Source organism: Ruania albidiflava DSM 18029, assembly GCF_000421225.1.
Lineage (GTDB): Bacteria > Actinomycetota > Actinomycetes > Actinomycetales > Beutenbergiaceae > Ruania > Ruania albidiflava.
This window is the reverse complement of sequence record NZ_ATWL01000004.1, coordinates 282,997-299,498: the sequence shown is the minus strand read 5'-3', so window position 1 is coordinate 299,498 and position 16,502 is coordinate 282,997. Positions and strand designations below refer to the sequence as shown.

The following is a 16,502-nucleotide window of genomic DNA, read 5'->3' as shown; positions in this document are numbered from 1 at the left end:
CCCCCCTTCGCCCTCAGCCTGGTAGCGGTCGATCCAGGTCTTGACGCACTTGCGGGACACACCCATCGCGGCAGCGATGTGGGCCTGCTTCCAACCATCCCGGTGACGGTCGACGATCAGACGCCGACCATAGAAGGTCAGGCGGGCATTATGGTGTGACACGGAGCCTCCTTGTGGTGGTGCAGCCTTCGAACAGCCACACCCCACTCGGAGGCTCCTCCTAGGTCAACCAGACCCGCCGAGTGCTACCAACCTCCTGGCCGGGTACACCTAGTCGGCGATTCTCGCCGCCCACTAAGTACGCTCTATACTTAGATACGTGAATGATCTCGATCCGCAGTGGCCACTGCCGTGGGTGCGCGCCGCACTCGGCACCGGGGTGCTGGCCTGCCTGGCGGAGGAAGACTTGCACGGGTACGCGATCGCCGAACAGCTGGAGCAGCGCGGTCTGGGCAGACCCAAGGGCGGCTCCTTGTATCCCCTGCTGTCCTCGCTGGAGGCCGCAGGGTCGGTGGACGCGTCCTGGGTGCAGGGTGAGCGCGGGCCGGGCCGACGCACCTATCGCCTCACCGATGCCGGCCGCGCCCGGCTCAGTGAGGAACGCACCGCCTGGCGGCGCCTCGTCGCAGCCTTGGACCCGACCATGGACACCTCCCCAGCAGAGAAGGGTGAGCGATGAGGCAGCAAGCAACGGACGTGGCTGCGGCGATCGATCGCGTGGGGGCAGCACGCGGAGCACCGGAGGACACCGACTGGGCGCGCCGGGGCGCCGCAGCGCTGCTCATCGCCGATGTGCTGGAGGCTCGTGTGGTCGAGGCGCTGGAGGAGGCGGCCGCGCAGGTCTCGGACGCCGGAGAACCGGCACAGACGCTGCTGGGAGACCCGGACGAGTGGGCCGCCGAGCACCGGTCCCGGTGGCGGGAGGAGGGTACGGAGCAGACCGCCGCACCGACCGCCGTCCGCCGGGACCTGGTCATCGAGACCCTCATCATCGCGAGCCTGTACAGCGGGTTGTTCTTCGTCTATGAGCTGATCACGTGGTCGTGGAGCGATCCGTTCACCCTCGCCGGGCTCGCCGCACCGCTGGCGCTGGCGGTGACGTCGCGGGCGGTCGAGGCCACGTTCACGGCCGCACGCGCACGCCGCTCGCACCCCGGCGGGGTGATCGCGGCCGTCCTGGTCGGGGCGGTCGGCGTCGCCGTCACAGTGGGCACGTTCGCAGTGGGCAACGGGATCGTGCTCGGGCCGCGCGCACCACTGGGTGCACTTGGGGCCATGGTCGGCTACGGTCTGCTCGCCTGGATCGTTGCCCAGCTGTGGCGCGAGCAGCCGCGCCGAGCGGGCACGCAGGAACCCTTGTCCGACGACGAGTGGCTCGCAGCGCTGGGATCGGCGCTGCGCACCCGTGGTGACATGACCGGCGCGCGCATCGCGACCGTCCTGGCGGAGGCGAAGGAGCACGCACAGGACGCCGGTACCTCGTTGCCGGCCGAGTTCGGCCCACCGCGCGCCTATGCCCAACGCTTCGAGGAGGACCGTGCAGTTCGGGCACGACGGACCGCCTGGTTGACCACCGCTGGCGCACTCGGCGTGCTCAGCTATAACGTCATCACCGTGCTCGACGGCACCCCGTCCCTCTGGGGCGGCCTCTGGCTGCTCGTCTCCGCCATCATCGCGGCGCTGAGCTGGCGCACCGTCCGAGAGCTCCGCTGATCAGCCGGCCATCGCCTCGGCGATGATCTCCGCGGCGCGCACGCGCTGGTCCACCTGGTCGGCGTGCAGGGCGATGATCAGCTCGTCGGCACGGGCGTGCTCAGCGAACGCGGTCAGGTAGGTGCCGACCTCCCCAGCGGTACCGACGGCCGTGTAGCGCATCATGTCCATCATCTGCCGGCCGTGCGGAGAAGCGAGCACGGCGTCGGCCTCCTCGTCGGTGAGCGTGCGCCCCGGCGGCAGCAGCAGCTGCACCCGGCGCCGCTGGGCGGTCAGCAGCTGAGCCGCGGCCTCCTCACCGGTGTCCGTGGCGATCGCACCCACCCCGGCGATCACGTACGGTTCGGCGAGCTGTTCGGAAGGCCGGAACTCGCTGCGGTAGGCAGCCACGGCATCCTCCAGCGCAGCGGGTGCGAAGTGCGAGGCGAACGCGTACGGCAGCCCCATCGCCGCGGCCAGCTTCGCCCCGAAGAGCGACGAGCCGAGGATGTACAGCGGCACGTCGGTGCCCTTGCCCGGGTACGCGTTCACCCCCGGCAGCAGCGACTCGCCGCGCAGGTAGGCGCCGAGCTCGGCGACGTCGTCCGGGAAGCTCTCAGCGCTGCGGGCGTCCCGGCGCAGGGCGCGCATCGTGGTCGGGTCGGTGCCCGGTGCTCGTCCCAGTCCCAGGTCGATCCGCCCCGGGTGCAGGCTGGCTAGCGTGCCGTACTGCTCGGCGATGATCAGCGGCGCATGGTTGGGCAGCATCACTCCCCCGGCGCCGAGTCGGATGCTCTCGGTGTGCGCGGCCACGTGCGCGATCAGCACGCTGGTGGCCGAGGAAGCGATCGACGGGTTGTTGTGGTGCTCGGCGTACCAGACGCGTTCGTACCCGCACCGCTCGGCCGCCTGGGCCAGGGCCACCGTGCCGGCTAGCCCCTCCTGCACGGTCTGCTCACGTCCGACGACGGCGAGGTCCAGCAGGGAGAGCACGGGCGTCATGGTCTGGGGTCTCCTTGAGAAGCGACGACAGCGGGCGAGCCCGCCCTGCCACCGCAAGCAACGCCGTCGAGCCGGAGAAGATTCCCGACAGAGCCGCTCCCGAGGCCGGCACCGGGGCGATACCCGGCCCGCCGGGGCGATACCCGGCCCGCCGGGGCGATACCGCAGAGCACGACCCCGCGCAGCAAGTATCGCCTGAACCGATTCACGCCGAGGTGGGGCGGCGCGTGGGCGGCGAGTGGGGTGGGGCGGCGAGTGGGGTGGGGCGGCGCGGGGTGCGCGGCGGGTCAGGACCAGGGGCGCTCGGCCCAGAAACCGCCGGGGGCGAACAGCTCGGCCACGCAGTCGTCCAGCAGGTTCGCCTCGGAGAGCACGTCCAGCAGCGTGTACCGGGAGCGGATCAACCGGGCGCGGGTGTAGGTCGCACGGAACCGGTCCAGGTCCATGCCGATCTGCGCCGGGTGGGTGATCGCCCCGACCACCCGCAGCCGCTGCTCGATGTCCGCCGCCGGCAGCAGCTGGGCCCGCAGCCGCCCCGAGAGCGCCGGCCACTGCTGGACCAGGCTCTGCAGCCGGGTCCGGAGCTGGTCGGCATCCACGTACTTCTCCCGGCACTGGACCACTGCGGCCTCGGTGACCGAGTCCGGCAGGTCGGCGGCCCGCACCTGGGCCTCGGTCTGCTCCCAGCTGGGCCAGGCGGCCACGGCGGCGTCCACGTCCAGGGTGGACAGGTCCCGGCGGAGCACCACCTCGTACAGCGCGCACAGCGCGACCGTACCCAGGCCGACCTTCATCCCGTGCGAGAGCGGCGGCTCCCAGTCCAGCCCGAGGCCCTCCATCTCCCACAGGTGGGAGAACTGGTGGCCGGCACCGGAGGCAGGACGGGAGGACTGGTTCGCCTGCATCGCCAGCCCGGACATCAGCAGCCCGTCGGCGAGCCGGCTGATCGCGCCCACCTCACCGGCGGCCAGCGCCTCCGGGTCGGCGATCGAGGCGCGCAGCGGCCCCTGCACCAGCTGCCAGACCCGGTCGGTGATCAGCTCCACCTCCAGGGCGTCGGCGAGCATCCAGTCCGCCCCGGCGGGCACCTTCTCGATCAGGTCGCCCACACCGGTGGCGGTCAGCCGGGCCGGGGCATCAGCGAGCACCCCGTAGTCCGCGACCACCGCGACGGGGGCCGGGCAGTACCGGGTGATCTTGAAGCCGTCCACGGTGATCGAGGCGCCGTAGGCGGCATAGCCGTCCATCGACGCCGCGGTGGCGACCACCAGGTACTGCCGCTCCAGCTCCGCGCAGGCGAGCTTGACCAGGTCGTTCAGGGTGCCGGACCCGACCACCACGGCGACCCCGTCCCGGGTGCGCAGGTGCTCGCGGATGCGCTCCACGTTCTGGTAGTCGGCGTAGACGGTGGGCGTGCCGGGCAGCACGAACGGCTCGGCCAGTGCCACGCCCGCCTGCTGCAACGAGCTGCGGACCTGGTCACCGGCGACCGCCCAGGTGTTCTCGTCGGCGACCGGCTGGGCGAGCGCTCCGGGCCCGAACACCTCGGTGAACACGTTGCCGGTGCGGTCAAGCACGTCGGTGCCGGCGACGATCACTCGGGTGTCGGTGGCCTCGGTCAGCGCCGCCTGCAGCGTGCTCTCGGGCGCAGGGGACTCAGTCATCAGGGCAGCTCCGTGGGTAGCAGGTGGTCGATGCGTTCCAGCAGGTAGGTGGGCTGCTGCTCGCGTGGCAGCGCCTTCGCCTCAGCGGCGGTGGAGTCACCGGTGAGGACCATCGCGCTGGCCATCCCGGCGTCGGTGGCCATGGCGATGTCGGTGCCGAGCCGGTCGCCGACCATCACCGTGCGGCTCAGGTCCACGTCCACCCCGGCCAGGGCGGCGCGCACCATCGCCGGGTCCGGCTTGCCGACGTTCGTGTCCAGCGTGGTGCCGGTGCATGCCTCGATCGCGGCGACCACGGCGGCGGCGTCCGGCTCTCCGCGGCCGCCCGGGAAGGGGCAGTACCGGTCCGGGTTGGTGGTCACCAGGATGGCCCGGCGGTGGAACCAGATGGCGTCGAAGGCGGTCTGCAGCTTGGCGTAGGTCAGGGTGCGGTCGTAGGAGGCGATGACGATGTCGATGCGCGCCGGGTCCTCGCTGGTCTCGATCCCGGCCTCGTGCAGCGCGTCGATCAGCGGCTGCTCGGAGATCGGGTAGACCACCTTGCCCGGGTGCTCGGCCTGCAACCAGCGCACCATCGCCACCACGGTGTTGGTGACGTCCTGGAGGGTAGCGGCCACACCGAGGCCGGTGAGCTTGTCCACGTACTGCTGCGGGGACTTGGTGGGGTTGTTGGACACGAACCGCACCGGGATGTCCCGACGGCGCAGCTCACCGAGGAGCTCGGCCGCACCGGGAAGCAGGTCCTCCCCGAGGTAGATCGTGCCGTCCAGGTCGAACACGTAGGCGTCGTACAGCTCGCTCCCGCGGGGGCTGAGCGTCATCGGGGTCTCTCCTTCGGTGGCAGGGCTGGTGGGCCGGGTCAGGCGATCGCCATGGCATGGTCACCCTCCAGCCCGACCCGGCGGATCTCTCGGACGGTGTCTTCCGGGGTGACGTCGAGCAGCACGGCGCCGAGGGTGAGCGGGCCCGGTGCCAGGCCGACCGGCGGCAGGTCACTCGTGTCCAGGCCTTTGGCCTGGCGGGCGAAGATCTCCGGCTCGGTGCCGAGCACCCCGCCCAGCGGTCCGGTCATACCCACCTCGGCGACGAAACCGGTGCCCTTCGGCAGCTGGTGCGCCCACAGGGTGGGCTCGTGGGTGTGCGTGCCGAGCACAGCGGTCGCTTCCCCGTCGACGGCGAACGCGAAGGCGAACTTCCGGGACACGAGGTCCCCGTGGTAGTCGACCAGGACGGGTCCAGGCGGCAGGCGCAGCCCGGCGAACGCGGCGTAGGGCGAGGTGGCCTCGGGGATCGCCGAGTCGTCGGTGACGTTCACGACCGTCAGGGTGCGCTCCCCGACCGGGACGCTGATGCTGCCGCGCCCGGCCCATCCGGTCGGCACGTTCACCGGGCGGACGACCCGCGGGTGGGCGAGGGCTTCGCGGTACTGGGGCCCGTCCCAGGAGTGGTTGCCGGAGGTGAGGACGTCCACTCCGGCGCCCTGCAGTGCCTCGACCTGCTCGGGCAGCATGCCGAACCCGTCCTGGGGACGCGGCCCGGAGAGGTTCATGTTCTCCGCGTTGGCTACCACCACGTCGACCCGGTGCCGGTCCCGCAGCATCGGCACGTGCTCGAGCAGCAGGTCGACGCCGGGCTGGCCCACGATGTCACCGATGAACAGGATCTTCATTCGACTCTCTCCGGTTGGCGGATGGCTGCCCCTCAGCAGGATGGCACCACCGCGTAGCCTAGAGAGGAGAGCACCGACTCCGACACTGTGGGGTTGCTGACCACACAGCTGACGTGTCGGCTGACCGGGTCCTGCCGGGCCCAGGCCTGGCAGCCGGCTTCGCGTGCGATGACGATCCCGGCGCCCACGTCCCACCAGTGCACGCTGTCGGTGCAGAACACGTCGACGCGCCCGGCGGCGACCCGGCACAGGTCCAAGGCGGTGGAGCCGGACACCCGCACGTCGCGGATGACCACCGCCGAGTCGGCCAGCCGGCGCATCTGCCGCACCCGGGCGGTCGGGTCGTAGTCGAAGACGGTCGCCAGCAGCGGCTGTGCCGGGGAGACCGAGCCGGCGGTGCGCACCGGGAGCCCGTTCAGGGTGGCGCCACCGCCGCTGCGCGCGGCCCAGAGCTCGTCCAGGGCGGGGCCGTACACCACCCCCACCAGCGGTGTCCCCCTGCGGTAGGCGGCGATCGAGACGGCGTAGCCCGGGTCGCCGTAGAGGTAGTTCACCGTGCCGTCGATCGGGTCGACGAGCCAGGTGAGGTCGTCATGTCCGGGCACTTCGTCGGTCTCCTCGCCGAGGAAGCCGTCCTGGGGTCGCTGGGCCAGGATGGTCTCCCGGATCAGGTTCTCCACCTCGATGTCCGCCCGGGTGACCACGTCCAGGTCGTTGGTCTTGGTCGCGGCCACGTCCACCCCTGCACGGCGTGCCGACTCGGCGAGCCCGCCGCCGCGCCGTGCGGCGTCCACGGCCAGCTCCAGCAGCTGGTCCGCCTCGACGTCGTCGACCGCCAGCTGCGCCTCGCTCAGATGTTCCACGCCTGCCCTTCACCCGTGACCTGCGGAGCTGTCGGACGTTCGCGCACGGTGCGCGAACGTCCGCAGAGCTCCGGTGGCTATCCAGCCTCTTCTTCGTGCGCCACGATCTCGGCGACCTTGGGCGCGGAGGGCGACTGCGGGTCGAACGTCACCTTCAGCCACTCATCGACCAGCACCCGGGCGACCTCCAGACCGATCACCCGTTCACCGAGGCAGAGCACCTGGGCATCGTTGGACAGCACCGAACGGCGCACCGAGTAGACGTCGTGCGCTGTCGCAGCGCGGATGCCCCGGACCTTGTTCGCGGAGATCGCCACACCGATTCCGGTACCGCAGATGAGCAGCGCCCGGTCGGCCTCCCCGGCGGCGACCCGCCTGCCGGCCTCGATCGCCACCGACGGGTAGTGGGTCGGCTCTCCGGTGGAGCCCACACCCACGTCCGCGACAGAGTCGACCAGCTCGTGCTCGCCCAGGTCGGCCTTGAGCGCCTCCTTGTAGCCGAAGCCGGCTCCGTCCGACCCGACCACTATGCGCCAGCCCATCTGTTCCTCCTTGATCGTGTTCGCCGGTGCGGCAGTGCGCCCGGACAGTCGCTGGCATCGCACAGCGCCGCCTGCGCTCGCGCCGGCACCGGTCTCTGACGACCGACGCTGGCGATGAACGATATTTTTTTATCACAGTTTGATGACGATCGGCAACTGTCGCCATCCAACTGACAGCCACGCGACCTCCGCTCAGTCATGGAATCACGCTGATGTCACGCTCGCTCGGCATCCTGCCACCGTTCCGCGGGCCCAGGAGCGACGATGGCGTACTGTTAGATCTCTTGCAATCCATCGTTTTTCATGGTTAGAGTTCCTCAACCGTCCCACCGGTGGGACGGGATCGCTGGCAAGGAAGGCAGGTCCGTTGGCTCACCAAGATGTGATCTCCGCTCCTCGAGGGGACGGTCCCGGGATGCCGGATCCGATCGAGCGCCGGCGCGGGCGCCGCAGACGCAACCGACGCGAGTACGGGGTGTTCGCGCTGCTGATCCTGCCCAACATCGCCATGGTGCTCACCTTCGAGTACTGGCCGGTGCTGTACAACGCCTATCTGTCGATGACGCGGTGGAACATGATCTCCGGGTCGCCGGTCTGGGTTGGTCTGAAGAACTACATCAACCTGTTCACCAGCTCGCAGTTCCACCAGGTGCTGCTGAACACTCTGGTGTTTGGTGGTTTTGTGGTGATCGGCAGCGTGCTGATCGGGCTCGCGCTCGCCGTGCTGATCAACCAGAAGCTGCACCTGCGCGGGATCGTCCGCACTGCTGCCTTCGCGCCGTACGTGATCAGCGGTGCCGCAGTCGCCACCCTCTGGCTGTTCATCTTCGACCCGAACTATGGCCTCTCCCGCGTGGTCTTCTCCTGGTTCGGAGCCAGCTCGCCGCACTGGACCACGGACTCCGCCTGGGCGATGCCTGCGCTGATCATCGCCTACCTGTGGAAGGGCACCGGCTTCGTCGCCATCGTCTACCTGGCTGGACTGCAGGGGCTGCCGGAGGAGTACGACGAGGCAGCCCGCATCGATGGCGCCGGCCGGTGGACCATCTTCCGGCGGATCACGCTGCCCCTGCTCTCCCCGGTCACCTTCTTCGTCATGGTGATCACCATGATCGGCACGTTCCAGGCCTATGACCTGATCGCGGTGATGACCAACGGCGGACCAGGCATCGCGACCACCACGCTGTCCTGGTTCGTGTACGAACGCGCCTTCAAGGCCTCCGACGCCGGTGGCGGAGCCGCAGCAGCAGTCGTCCTCTTCTTCATCCTCCTGGCCCTCACGGCCCTGCAGAACGCCTACTCGCAACGCAAGGTCCACTACCAATGAGCGCAGACACCCAGACGCAACCGCACGGCCGGAACACCCCAGCACCATCGCCGTCCCCCGCCTCCGCCCCACGTACCCCGCGGCGCAAGCCCGGCGGTCCGATGCGGGACTCCACGCTGCGCAAGATCCTGCTCTACATCGCCCTGGCAGTCGCTGCAGCCACGTTCATCGTGCCGCTGTACTGGGTCTTCTCCTCGGCAGTGAAGGACAACTCCGCCATCTACCAGTTCCCGCCGGACTGGTTCCCGTGGCCCCTGGTCGTGGAAAACTTCGGCGAGGCCTGGCGTGCGGCGCCGTTCAACAACTTCCTGGTCAACTCACTGATCGTCACCAGCATCGGCGCCTCGTTGAAGCTGATGAACGCCACGTTCACGGCCTACGCGTTCACCCACCTGCGCTTCCCGCTGAAGAACGTGCTCTTCCTGTTCATGCTCGGGTCACTGATGGTGCCGAACAACGTCACTCTGATCGTCAACTACATCACGATCGCGAACCTCAACTGGATCAACACCTACATGGGGCTGATCCTGCCGAGCTCCGGCTCCATCTTCGGCATGTTCCTGCTCCGGCAGTACATGATGACCCTGCCCAAGGAGATCAACGAGGCAGCCAAGGTTGACGGCGCCGGTCACTTTCGCATGCTCTTCCAGGTGGTCCTGCCGATGTGCAAGCCGATGCTGGTCACGGTCGGTGTGATCGCGGTGGTGGACATGTGGAACGACTTCATCTGGCCACTGATCGTCACCAACACCGTCGAGATGCGCACGCTGCCGATCGGCCTGCTGTACCTGCGCTCCACCGAGGGCTACACCAACTGGGGCGCGATCATGGCCGGCACGGTCATCGTCGCCCTGCCCATGCTCATCCTGTTCCTGTTCACCCAACGGCACATCGCCCGCGGACTCACCGCCGGAGCCGTCAAGGGCTGACGCGCGGCGCTCTCCTCCACACCTGATCACCCATTGCGAAAGGACGCTCACGTGAACCCCCGAAACCTGCGCTCACCGCTCGCCCTCCCTAGTCGCAGGGCCTTCCTCGGCCTCGGCGCCGCTGGCCTCAGCGCGCCGCTGCTGGCCTCCTGCGCCGGTGGCGCGAACACCGGCGACTCCGAGCTCGGCCAAGTCGACTTCAACGCACCAGCCAAGTACGCCGACCGGGAGATGAACATCGTCATGTGGAGCGCCACCGGCGGCCACAACGGCGATGTGCTCCAGGAGCTGGTCACGAAGTTCAACGACTCCCAGGAGGACATCTACGCCGAGGTGCAGTTCCAGGGCGGCTACGAGGAGTCCGGACCGAAGCTGACGGCCGCCCTGCAGGCCGGGAGCGTCCCGGACATCATGATGTTCGCCGACACCTGGTGGGCCCGGTTCCTCCTCAACGACGTGCTCGAGCCGCTGGACGACTACTTCGACGACGAGTTCAACGGCAGCAACTACGTCGAGACCCTGTACAACGAAGGTGTGGTCAACGGCAGCACCTACTGGCTCTCCTACGGGCGGTCCACCCCGCTGATGTACTACAACAAGGACGTCTTCGCCGAGGCCGGGCTGCCCGACCGAGGCCCGGAGACCTGGGACGAGCTGCGCGAGTGGGGCCCGGCACTGCGAGAGGTGCAGGCAGCTGGCAAACCGATCGGCGTACATGCTTTCAACCCCAGCGACGACTGGCCGTTCATGGCGATGATCTGGCAGTTCGGCGGCCGGATCTCTGAGGGACTGGACATCCAGATCGACCAGCAGGGCGCCGTCGACGCCGGCAACTGGGCACAGGAGTTCATCTTCGAGGACGAGTTCGGCTACCTCTCCCAGAGCCCGACCACCGACTTCGGCGCAGGTGTGGTGGCCACAACCGTTGGTTCCACCGCGTCGCTGCGCGGGATCTACGAGGAGGCCGACTTCGAGGTCGGTGCCGCGTTCCTGCCCAGCCAGGTGACCACCGGTGTGCCCACCGGCGGCAACGGCTGGTCCCTGCTCAAGGGTGTGCCGCAGGAGCGCAAGGATGCTGCGTTCGAGGTGCTGAAGTTCCTCGGCAGCCCGGAGAACGCGGCCGCCTGGACCCTGGGCACGGGGTACCTGCCGGTAGTCACCGAAGCGGTGAACGAACCAGAGCTCGCCGACGTCCTGGCCGAGGACCCGAACTTCTCCGCTGCCGCGGACCAGCTCGAGATCTCCGAGCCGACCGACGCGGTACGCACCTTCGTCACCGACAGCACGAGCACCATCATCAGCGGGATCCAGGAGATCCTCTCCGCCCAGAGCACCGACGTGCAGTCGACGTTCGACGGGGTCGCTGACAGTCTGCGCGATGGTGCCGAGCAGATCCAGGACAGCTACGAGCAGTGGTACGGCTGATCCCGGCCGGCCGTCCCGACCATCCGATACCGGAGTAGATGTGAACACGTTTGTCGTCGGCCACCGGGGCGCCTGCACCCTGGTCCCCGAGAACACCCTGCCCTCGTTCCGCGCAGCCCTGGAGATCGGGGTGAACGAGCTCGAGCTAGACCTGCGGGCGACCCGCGACGGTCAGGTCGTGGTGATCCACGACGCCTCGGTGGACCGCACCACCGACGGCACCGGGCTGGTCTCCGAGCTCACCTTCGAGCAGGTCCGCGGGCTGGACGCCGGCGACGGCGCACAGGTCCCCACCTTCGCCGAGGTGCTCGACGCCACCACCGGGTCGCTGCAGGTGGAGATCAAGGACCCGCGAGCGATCGACCCGATGATGGCGGTGCTGCGGGACCGTCCGGAGGCGATCGCACGGTTGGCGCCCACCTCGTTCGACGAAGGCAGCGTCGGCCGGCTGGTCCAGCTCCTCCCGGACGTGTGCGTGGGACTGATCAGCAAGGATGCCTCCGGCGCCGTGCTCGACCGGGCCGCCGAGCTCGGCGCCGGACGGGTGCTGGTGGGCCTGGCTGCCGTCACAGCGGAGTTCGTCCGGCAGGCGCACGACCGTGGCTTCCGTGTGGACGTGTGGCCGGTGGACACGCCCGACCAGGTGCGCCGGGCGGTGGCGCTGGACGCCGACGGGTTCACCACCGACGACCCACGGATCGTGGCCGAGGCCGGCTTCCGGGTGACCGACGAGGGACTGGTCCCGGTCGGCTGACCGCACCATCGGCCGCATGCTGCACAGCAGCGCGGCGCTGAGCAGGAAGGAAGGGGTTGGTGGCCATCGACAACCGCTCCGCAGGACCGCTCGTCCTCGGCCTGGACTTCGGGACCGAGAGCTGCCGGGCTGCGCTGATCGACGCCACCGGCACCATCCTTGCTGCCGCCGCCGGCACCTACGCCACCCGCTACCCCAGGTCCGGCTGGGCCGAGCAGGACCCTCGGGACTGGTGGGCCGCAGCCGGTCAGGCCACCCGCCGCGCGATGCAGGAGGGTGGCGTGATGCCCGGGGCGGTCGTCGGGTTGGCCTGTGATGCGACCTCGCTCACCCTGGTGGCGGCCGACCGAGACGGTTCACCGCTGCGGCCAGCGATCATGTGGATGGACGTGCGGGCGGTCGACCAGGCCCGGCGTGCCGACGAGCTCGACGCCGACACCCGGCGCTGCTCCGGGGGCGGCACCATGCCCGCGAGCGCCGAGTGGTACCCGTTCAAGGCCGCATGGTTGAAGGAGAACGAACCGGAGACCTACCACCAGGCGGCCTACCTGGTGGACGCCGTCGACTGGATCACCTACCGCCTCACCGGACGGTGGACGACGAACATCAACACCGCGGCTCACCGCATGTACTACGACCGGGACCGCGGTGGGTGGCCGGTCGACCTGTACCAGGCCGTCGGTGTCGGTGACGTCTTTGCCAAGCTTCCTGAGCAGGTGCTGGACCTGGGGGTGCAGGTCGGTGAGCTGACCTCCGCCGCTGCCGAGGATCTCGGTCTGGCCCCGGGCCTGCCGGTGGCCGAGGGGGCGATCGACGCCTGGTCCGGCCAGGTCGGTCTGAACGTCCTGGCCCCCGGCACGATGGCGTTGATCACCGGCTCCTCGCACGTGTTCACCGGGCTGACCGACCGGCCGGTGACCGGACCGGGGTTCCTCGGTGCGTTCACCGACTCGGTGCTGCCGGGCAGCTACACGCTGGAGGGCGGGCAGTCCTCCACCGGCTCGGTACTCAAGTGGTTCAAGGACAACTTCGCCCGGGACGTCGTGGCCGAGGCAGACCGGTCCGGCCAGAACGCCTACGACCTGCTCACCGAACGTGCCCGCGCACTGCCCCCGGGAGCGGACGGCGTCGTGGTGAACGAGTACTTCCAGGGCAACCGCACACCGTACTGCGACGGCCAGGCACGCGGGATGATCTGGGGGTTGAGCCTGCACCACGGTCCCGAGCACGTCTTCCGGGCCATCCAGGAAGGCGTCTGCTACGGCACTGAGCACATCCGCCGGGTGATCGCCACAGCCGGGCACCAGATCGACGAGATCGTGGCCTGCGGTGGGGTCAGCCGGAGCCGTCCGTGGATGCAGATGCACGCCGATGTGCTGGGTGTCCCGATCACGTTGACCCGGGAGGGTGAGGCGACGGTGCTGGGGGCGGGCATCTTCGCCGCCACCGGTGCAGGGCTCTACGGTTCGGTGCCGGAAGCTGCGGCGGCGATGGTGCACCCGGCCGAGACGATCGAGCCCGATGCCCAGCGGCACGAGCAGTACCGCTTCTTCGTGGACCGGTACATCGAGGCCTTCCCGCAGATACGGGAATCGATGCACGCGCTCGCCGCGCACATCGGCTCTGCTGAGCACCCGGCACCGTCCGACTAGTTCTACCGGTCGCCCCGCAGCGGTACCAGCACAGTCGGCACGTGCTCGGCAACGGCGCGGCTGAATTCGGTGTCGCCAGGGTCGGTGAGCAGCAGCTCGTCGAACGCGCCGCTCGGGGCCAGCCGGTGCAGCGCGGTGCGCTCGATCTTCGTCGGGTCCATCAGCAGGATGCGCCGGTCCGCTGCAGCCATCATCGCTCGCTTCATGGTCACAATGTCCTGGTCCTGGTGAAAGGTCCGTTCCGCTGTCATCGCTGACGTGCTGAGCACAGCGAGGTTGACGTGCAGCGATTCGGTCATGGCGACGGCGTCCATACCGAAGAACGCATCGTGGTTCGGATTGAACTTCCCGCCGATCATGATCAGGTCCACGCCCTCGCTGTTGCGCAGCGTCTGCAGGATCGGCAGGTAGTTCGTCAGCACCGTCAGCTCCATCTCACGGCGTGCAATCAGCCGCGCCAGAAAGACGTTGGTGGAGGACGTGTCCAACATGATGGACATCCCAGACTCGATCCGTTTCAGCGCCTCGGCCGCGAGCGCTTCCTTGTGCTCAGACTGCACATTCAGCCGGTAGGCCGAGCTGCTCTCGAACACCGAGGAGGGCTGGGCAGAGACCCCGCCGTGAAACTTGCGCAGCAGCCCGCGGCGGGCCAGCTCGTCGAGGTCCCGGTGCACGGTCATCAGGCTCGCGCCGGCCACCTCGGTCAGCTCGTTCGGGGTGGCCACCCCTTTGGCGAGCACGTAGGCGGCGATCGTCTGCTGCCGTTCCATCCTCGCTCGGTTACGGGCGGAGACGTGCCGACCAGACCCTGGTGCGGTCATCGACGCGTCCCCTTCGCTGCGGCATCCTGAAGACTCCACGGTATCGCAGCAGGTGCGCCGGTCGGCGGCATCGCGGCCGCGCTGGAGACCTGGGCGCTGTCCCACGGCTGGCGTCCGGCACCGCCGCCACCGGAGCCTGCGGTCGCTCACCCGGTGGCAGTGCGCTCGCTGGTGACGGTGCCGCGGGTGCTGCCCGCCCGCCGCGCCGCCCTCGGCCACTGCCCTGAGCCCCTCCCCCGACGACCGGCTGCGCACCCTGGAGCTCGCCGCGACCACGGTCCACGGCGCGCTTGGACAGTCTGCCCACGGACAATGACCGCCAGCGCACGTTCGTGCACTGTGATTGCACGTCAGTGCGCCCCGCGGGACGATCAGAGATGAGAGCAAGGCAAGTTCCGCCGTCGGGCAATGCACAGGAGAGACCGTGGCCAGTTCAGCGTTGACAACCCAGACCCGCACCGAGGCCCTGGCCGCGATGAGTGGCGAGGAGCCGCTCGACGTCCTGGTGGTCGGTGGCGGGGTGACCGGTGCCGGCATCGTGCTGGACTCCGTCACCCGCGGGCTGCGCACCGGCATCGTGGACATGCAGGACTGGGCCGCAGGCACCTCCTCCTGGTCCTCCAAGCTGGTGCACGGCGGGGTGCGCTACCTGTACCAGCTGGACCTGAAGCTGGTGGCGGAGGGGCTGCGCGAGCGCGGCATCCTGCTCACCAGGACCGCCCCACACCTGGTCAAGGCGCAGCCGTTCATCTGGCCGCTGAAGCAGCCGGTGATCGAGCGCATCTACAGCGCGCTGGGCATCGGGCTGTATGACGCGATGGCGGTGGTCGGCATGCGCGGCAAGGCGGTGCCCACGCAGAAGCACCTCTCCCGGGACGGGGTGCGCAAGCTCTTCCCGGACGTGCGCCGGGACAAGCTGGTCGGCGGCATCGAGTTCTACGACGCGCGCGTGGACGACGCCCGGCTGGTGATGACGCTGGTGCGCACTGCGCAGTCGTTCGGGGCGCACGCGGCCTCCCGCACCCAGGTGGTGGACTTCGTCAACGGGCCCGGCGGGCGGGTCACCGGCGCCGAGGTCGTGGACCTGGAGACCGGGCAGCGGCACACCATCCACGCCCGGCACGTGATCAACGCGACCGGGGTGTGGACCGAGTCCACCGAGGCGCTGGCCGACGGGCAGGAAGGACTGAAGGTGCTGGCGTCCAAGGGCATCCACGTGGTGATCCCGAAGGAGCGGATCCAGGGCGACACCGGTCTGTTCCTGCGCACGGAGAAGTCGGTGCTGTTCATCATCCCGTGGCAGCGGTACTGGATCATCGGCACCACCGACACCCCCTGGGAGCAGGACCGGCTGCACCCGGTGGCCACCCGGGCGGACGTGGACTACATCCTGGAGCACGCCAACGACGTGCTCTCCTCCGACCTCACGTTCGACGACCTGATCGGGGTGTACGCCGGGCTACGGCCGCTGGTGCAGCCCGCGACCGACGGCGGGTCCTCCACGAAGGTGTCCCGCGACCACGTGATCGTCGAGCCGGCGCCGGGGCTGACGGTGATCTCCGGAGGCAAGCTCACCTCCTACCGGCTGATGGCCGAGCATGCCGTGGACCACGCGCTCGGGGAGGTGCGGGCGAAGGCAAACCCGTCGGTGACCCCGGAGACGCCGCTGGTCGGGGCGCCGCGGCTGAAGGCGCTGACCCGGCAGGCACCACGCATCGCGGCGAAGTACGGCTGGGACCGCGCCCGGATGGAGCACCTGCTCGGCCGGTACGGTTCGGACCTCAGCGTGATCACCGACCTGGTGGACGACGACCCGGAGCTGGGCGAGCCGCTGGCAGCCGCGCCCGCGTACCTGCGCGCGGAGGTGGTGATGGCGGTGACGCACGAGGGTGCGCTGCACCTGGAGGACGTGGTGATGCGCCGGATCCGGTTGTTCTACGAGCAGCGCGACCGGGGAGTGGGTGCGCTGGAGGAGATCGCCGGGATCGTGGCTCCCCTGCTCGGCTGGGACGAGGAAACGACCCGGAAGGAGATCGCCTCCTACACCGCCGCCGCCGAGGCCGAGGAGGTTGCGCTGAGCACCCTCACCGACGCGGAGGCCGAGGCCGCCCGGCAGGTGGTCGAGGACCTCGTGCCGCTGGTGCCCCTGGAGGACTGACCCA

Annotated in this window: 16 protein-coding genes; 8 read left to right on the top strand and 8 right to left on the bottom strand. The window is 69.4% G+C overall.

All coding sequences use genetic code 11. The annotated features are described in order from the left end of the window. On the bottom strand, positions 1-162 hold a 162-nt coding region (locus tag K338_RS25050; protein WP_157612287.1), incomplete at its 3' end, for a helix-turn-helix domain-containing protein. 157 nt (positions 163-319) lie between these two features. Between K338_RS25050 and K338_RS0107485 the strand changes: the two genes are divergently transcribed. Both K338_RS0107485 and K338_RS0107480 read left to right on the top strand, forming a co-directional pair. Beyond that, complete coding sequence (locus tag K338_RS0107485; protein WP_022917559.1) at positions 320-679, top strand: PadR family transcriptional regulator; 360 nt, start codon at positions 320-322, stop codon at positions 677-679. After that, on the top strand, positions 676-1,713 hold the full coding sequence (locus K338_RS0107480; RefSeq protein WP_157612285.1) for a hypothetical protein: 1,038 nt from the start codon (positions 676-678) through the stop codon (positions 1,711-1,713). The genes K338_RS0107485 and K338_RS0107480 overlap by 4 nt, the downstream gene beginning before the upstream one ends. On the opposite strand, the gene K338_RS0107475 is transcribed toward K338_RS0107480, so the two are convergent. From K338_RS0107475 to K338_RS0107450, 6 genes are all read right to left on the bottom strand, one after another. Further along, positions 1,714-2,694 (bottom strand): LLM class flavin-dependent oxidoreductase, encoded by a 981-nt coding sequence (locus K338_RS0107475; RefSeq protein WP_022917557.1) that lies wholly within the window; start codon positions 2,692-2,694, stop codon positions 1,714-1,716. 287 nt (positions 2,695-2,981) lie between these two features. After that, on the bottom strand, positions 2,982-4,358 hold the full coding sequence (locus tag K338_RS0107470; RefSeq protein ID WP_022917556.1) for a sn-glycerol-1-phosphate dehydrogenase: 1,377 nt from the start codon (positions 4,356-4,358) through the stop codon (positions 2,982-2,984). Further along, positions 4,358-5,179, bottom strand: a complete 822-nt coding sequence (locus K338_RS0107465; RefSeq protein WP_022917555.1) for an HAD-IIA family hydrolase — start codon at positions 5,177-5,179, stop codon at positions 4,358-4,360. Before K338_RS0107465 ends, K338_RS0107470 begins: the two co-directional genes overlap by 1 nt. Before the next feature lie 38 nt (positions 5,180-5,217). Then, positions 5,218-6,027: a YmdB family metallophosphoesterase gene (locus K338_RS21135; RefSeq protein WP_022917554.1), complete on the bottom strand. Its 810-nt coding sequence runs from the start codon at positions 6,025-6,027 to the stop codon at positions 5,218-5,220. A gap of 32 nt (positions 6,028-6,059) precedes the next feature. Further along, the gene (locus K338_RS21130; protein WP_022917553.1) at positions 6,060-6,890 is read right to left on the bottom strand and encodes an inositol monophosphatase family protein; all 831 of its coding nucleotides are present in this window, start codon (positions 6,888-6,890) and stop codon (positions 6,060-6,062) included. Positions 6,891-6,967: 77 nt separating this feature from the next. After that, positions 6,968-7,432, bottom strand: a complete 465-nt coding sequence (locus tag K338_RS0107450) for a ribose-5-phosphate isomerase (protein WP_022917552.1) — start codon at positions 7,430-7,432, stop codon at positions 6,968-6,970. 415 nt (positions 7,433-7,847) lie between these two features. On the opposite strand from K338_RS0107450, the gene K338_RS0107445 reads away from it, so the two are divergent. Genes K338_RS0107445 through K338_RS0107425 form a run of 5 tightly spaced genes read left to right on the top strand, consistent with a single transcriptional unit; the run spans position 7,848 to position 13,519 of the window. Then, positions 7,848-8,759: a carbohydrate ABC transporter permease gene (locus tag K338_RS0107445; RefSeq protein WP_022917551.1), complete on the top strand. Its 912-nt coding sequence runs from the start codon at positions 7,848-7,850 to the stop codon at positions 8,757-8,759. Then, the gene (locus K338_RS0107440; protein WP_027286558.1) at positions 8,756-9,688 is read left to right on the top strand and encodes a carbohydrate ABC transporter permease; all 933 of its coding nucleotides are present in this window, start codon (positions 8,756-8,758) and stop codon (positions 9,686-9,688) included. Before K338_RS0107445 ends, K338_RS0107440 begins: the two co-directional genes overlap by 4 nt. Before the next feature lie 51 nt (positions 9,689-9,739). After that, positions 9,740-11,113, top strand: coding sequence for an ABC transporter substrate-binding protein (locus tag K338_RS0107435; protein ID WP_022917549.1), 1,374 nt, complete (start codon positions 9,740-9,742; stop codon positions 11,111-11,113). 40 nt (positions 11,114-11,153) lie between these two features. Next, on the top strand, positions 11,154-11,867 hold the full coding sequence (locus K338_RS0107430; protein ID WP_022917548.1) for a glycerophosphodiester phosphodiesterase: 714 nt from the start codon (positions 11,154-11,156) through the stop codon (positions 11,865-11,867). A 59-nt stretch (positions 11,868-11,926) separates the two neighbouring features. After that, positions 11,927-13,519, top strand: coding sequence for an FGGY-family carbohydrate kinase (locus K338_RS0107425; RefSeq protein ID WP_022917547.1), 1,593 nt, complete (start codon positions 11,927-11,929; stop codon positions 13,517-13,519). A gap of 2 nt (positions 13,520-13,521) precedes the next feature. Here the strand turns inward: K338_RS0107425 and K338_RS0107420 are convergent, their stop codons facing one another. Then, a complete protein-coding gene (locus K338_RS0107420; protein ID WP_022917546.1) occupies positions 13,522-14,289 on the bottom strand; it encodes a DeoR/GlpR family DNA-binding transcription regulator in 768 nt (255 codons plus the stop codon). A gap of 475 nt (positions 14,290-14,764) precedes the next feature. Between K338_RS0107420 and K338_RS0107415 the strand changes: the two genes are divergently transcribed. After that, on the top strand, positions 14,765-16,498 hold the full coding sequence (locus tag K338_RS0107415) for a glycerol-3-phosphate dehydrogenase/oxidase (RefSeq protein WP_022917545.1): 1,734 nt from the start codon (positions 14,765-14,767) through the stop codon (positions 16,496-16,498). Positions 16,499-16,502: the final 4 nt, after the last annotated feature.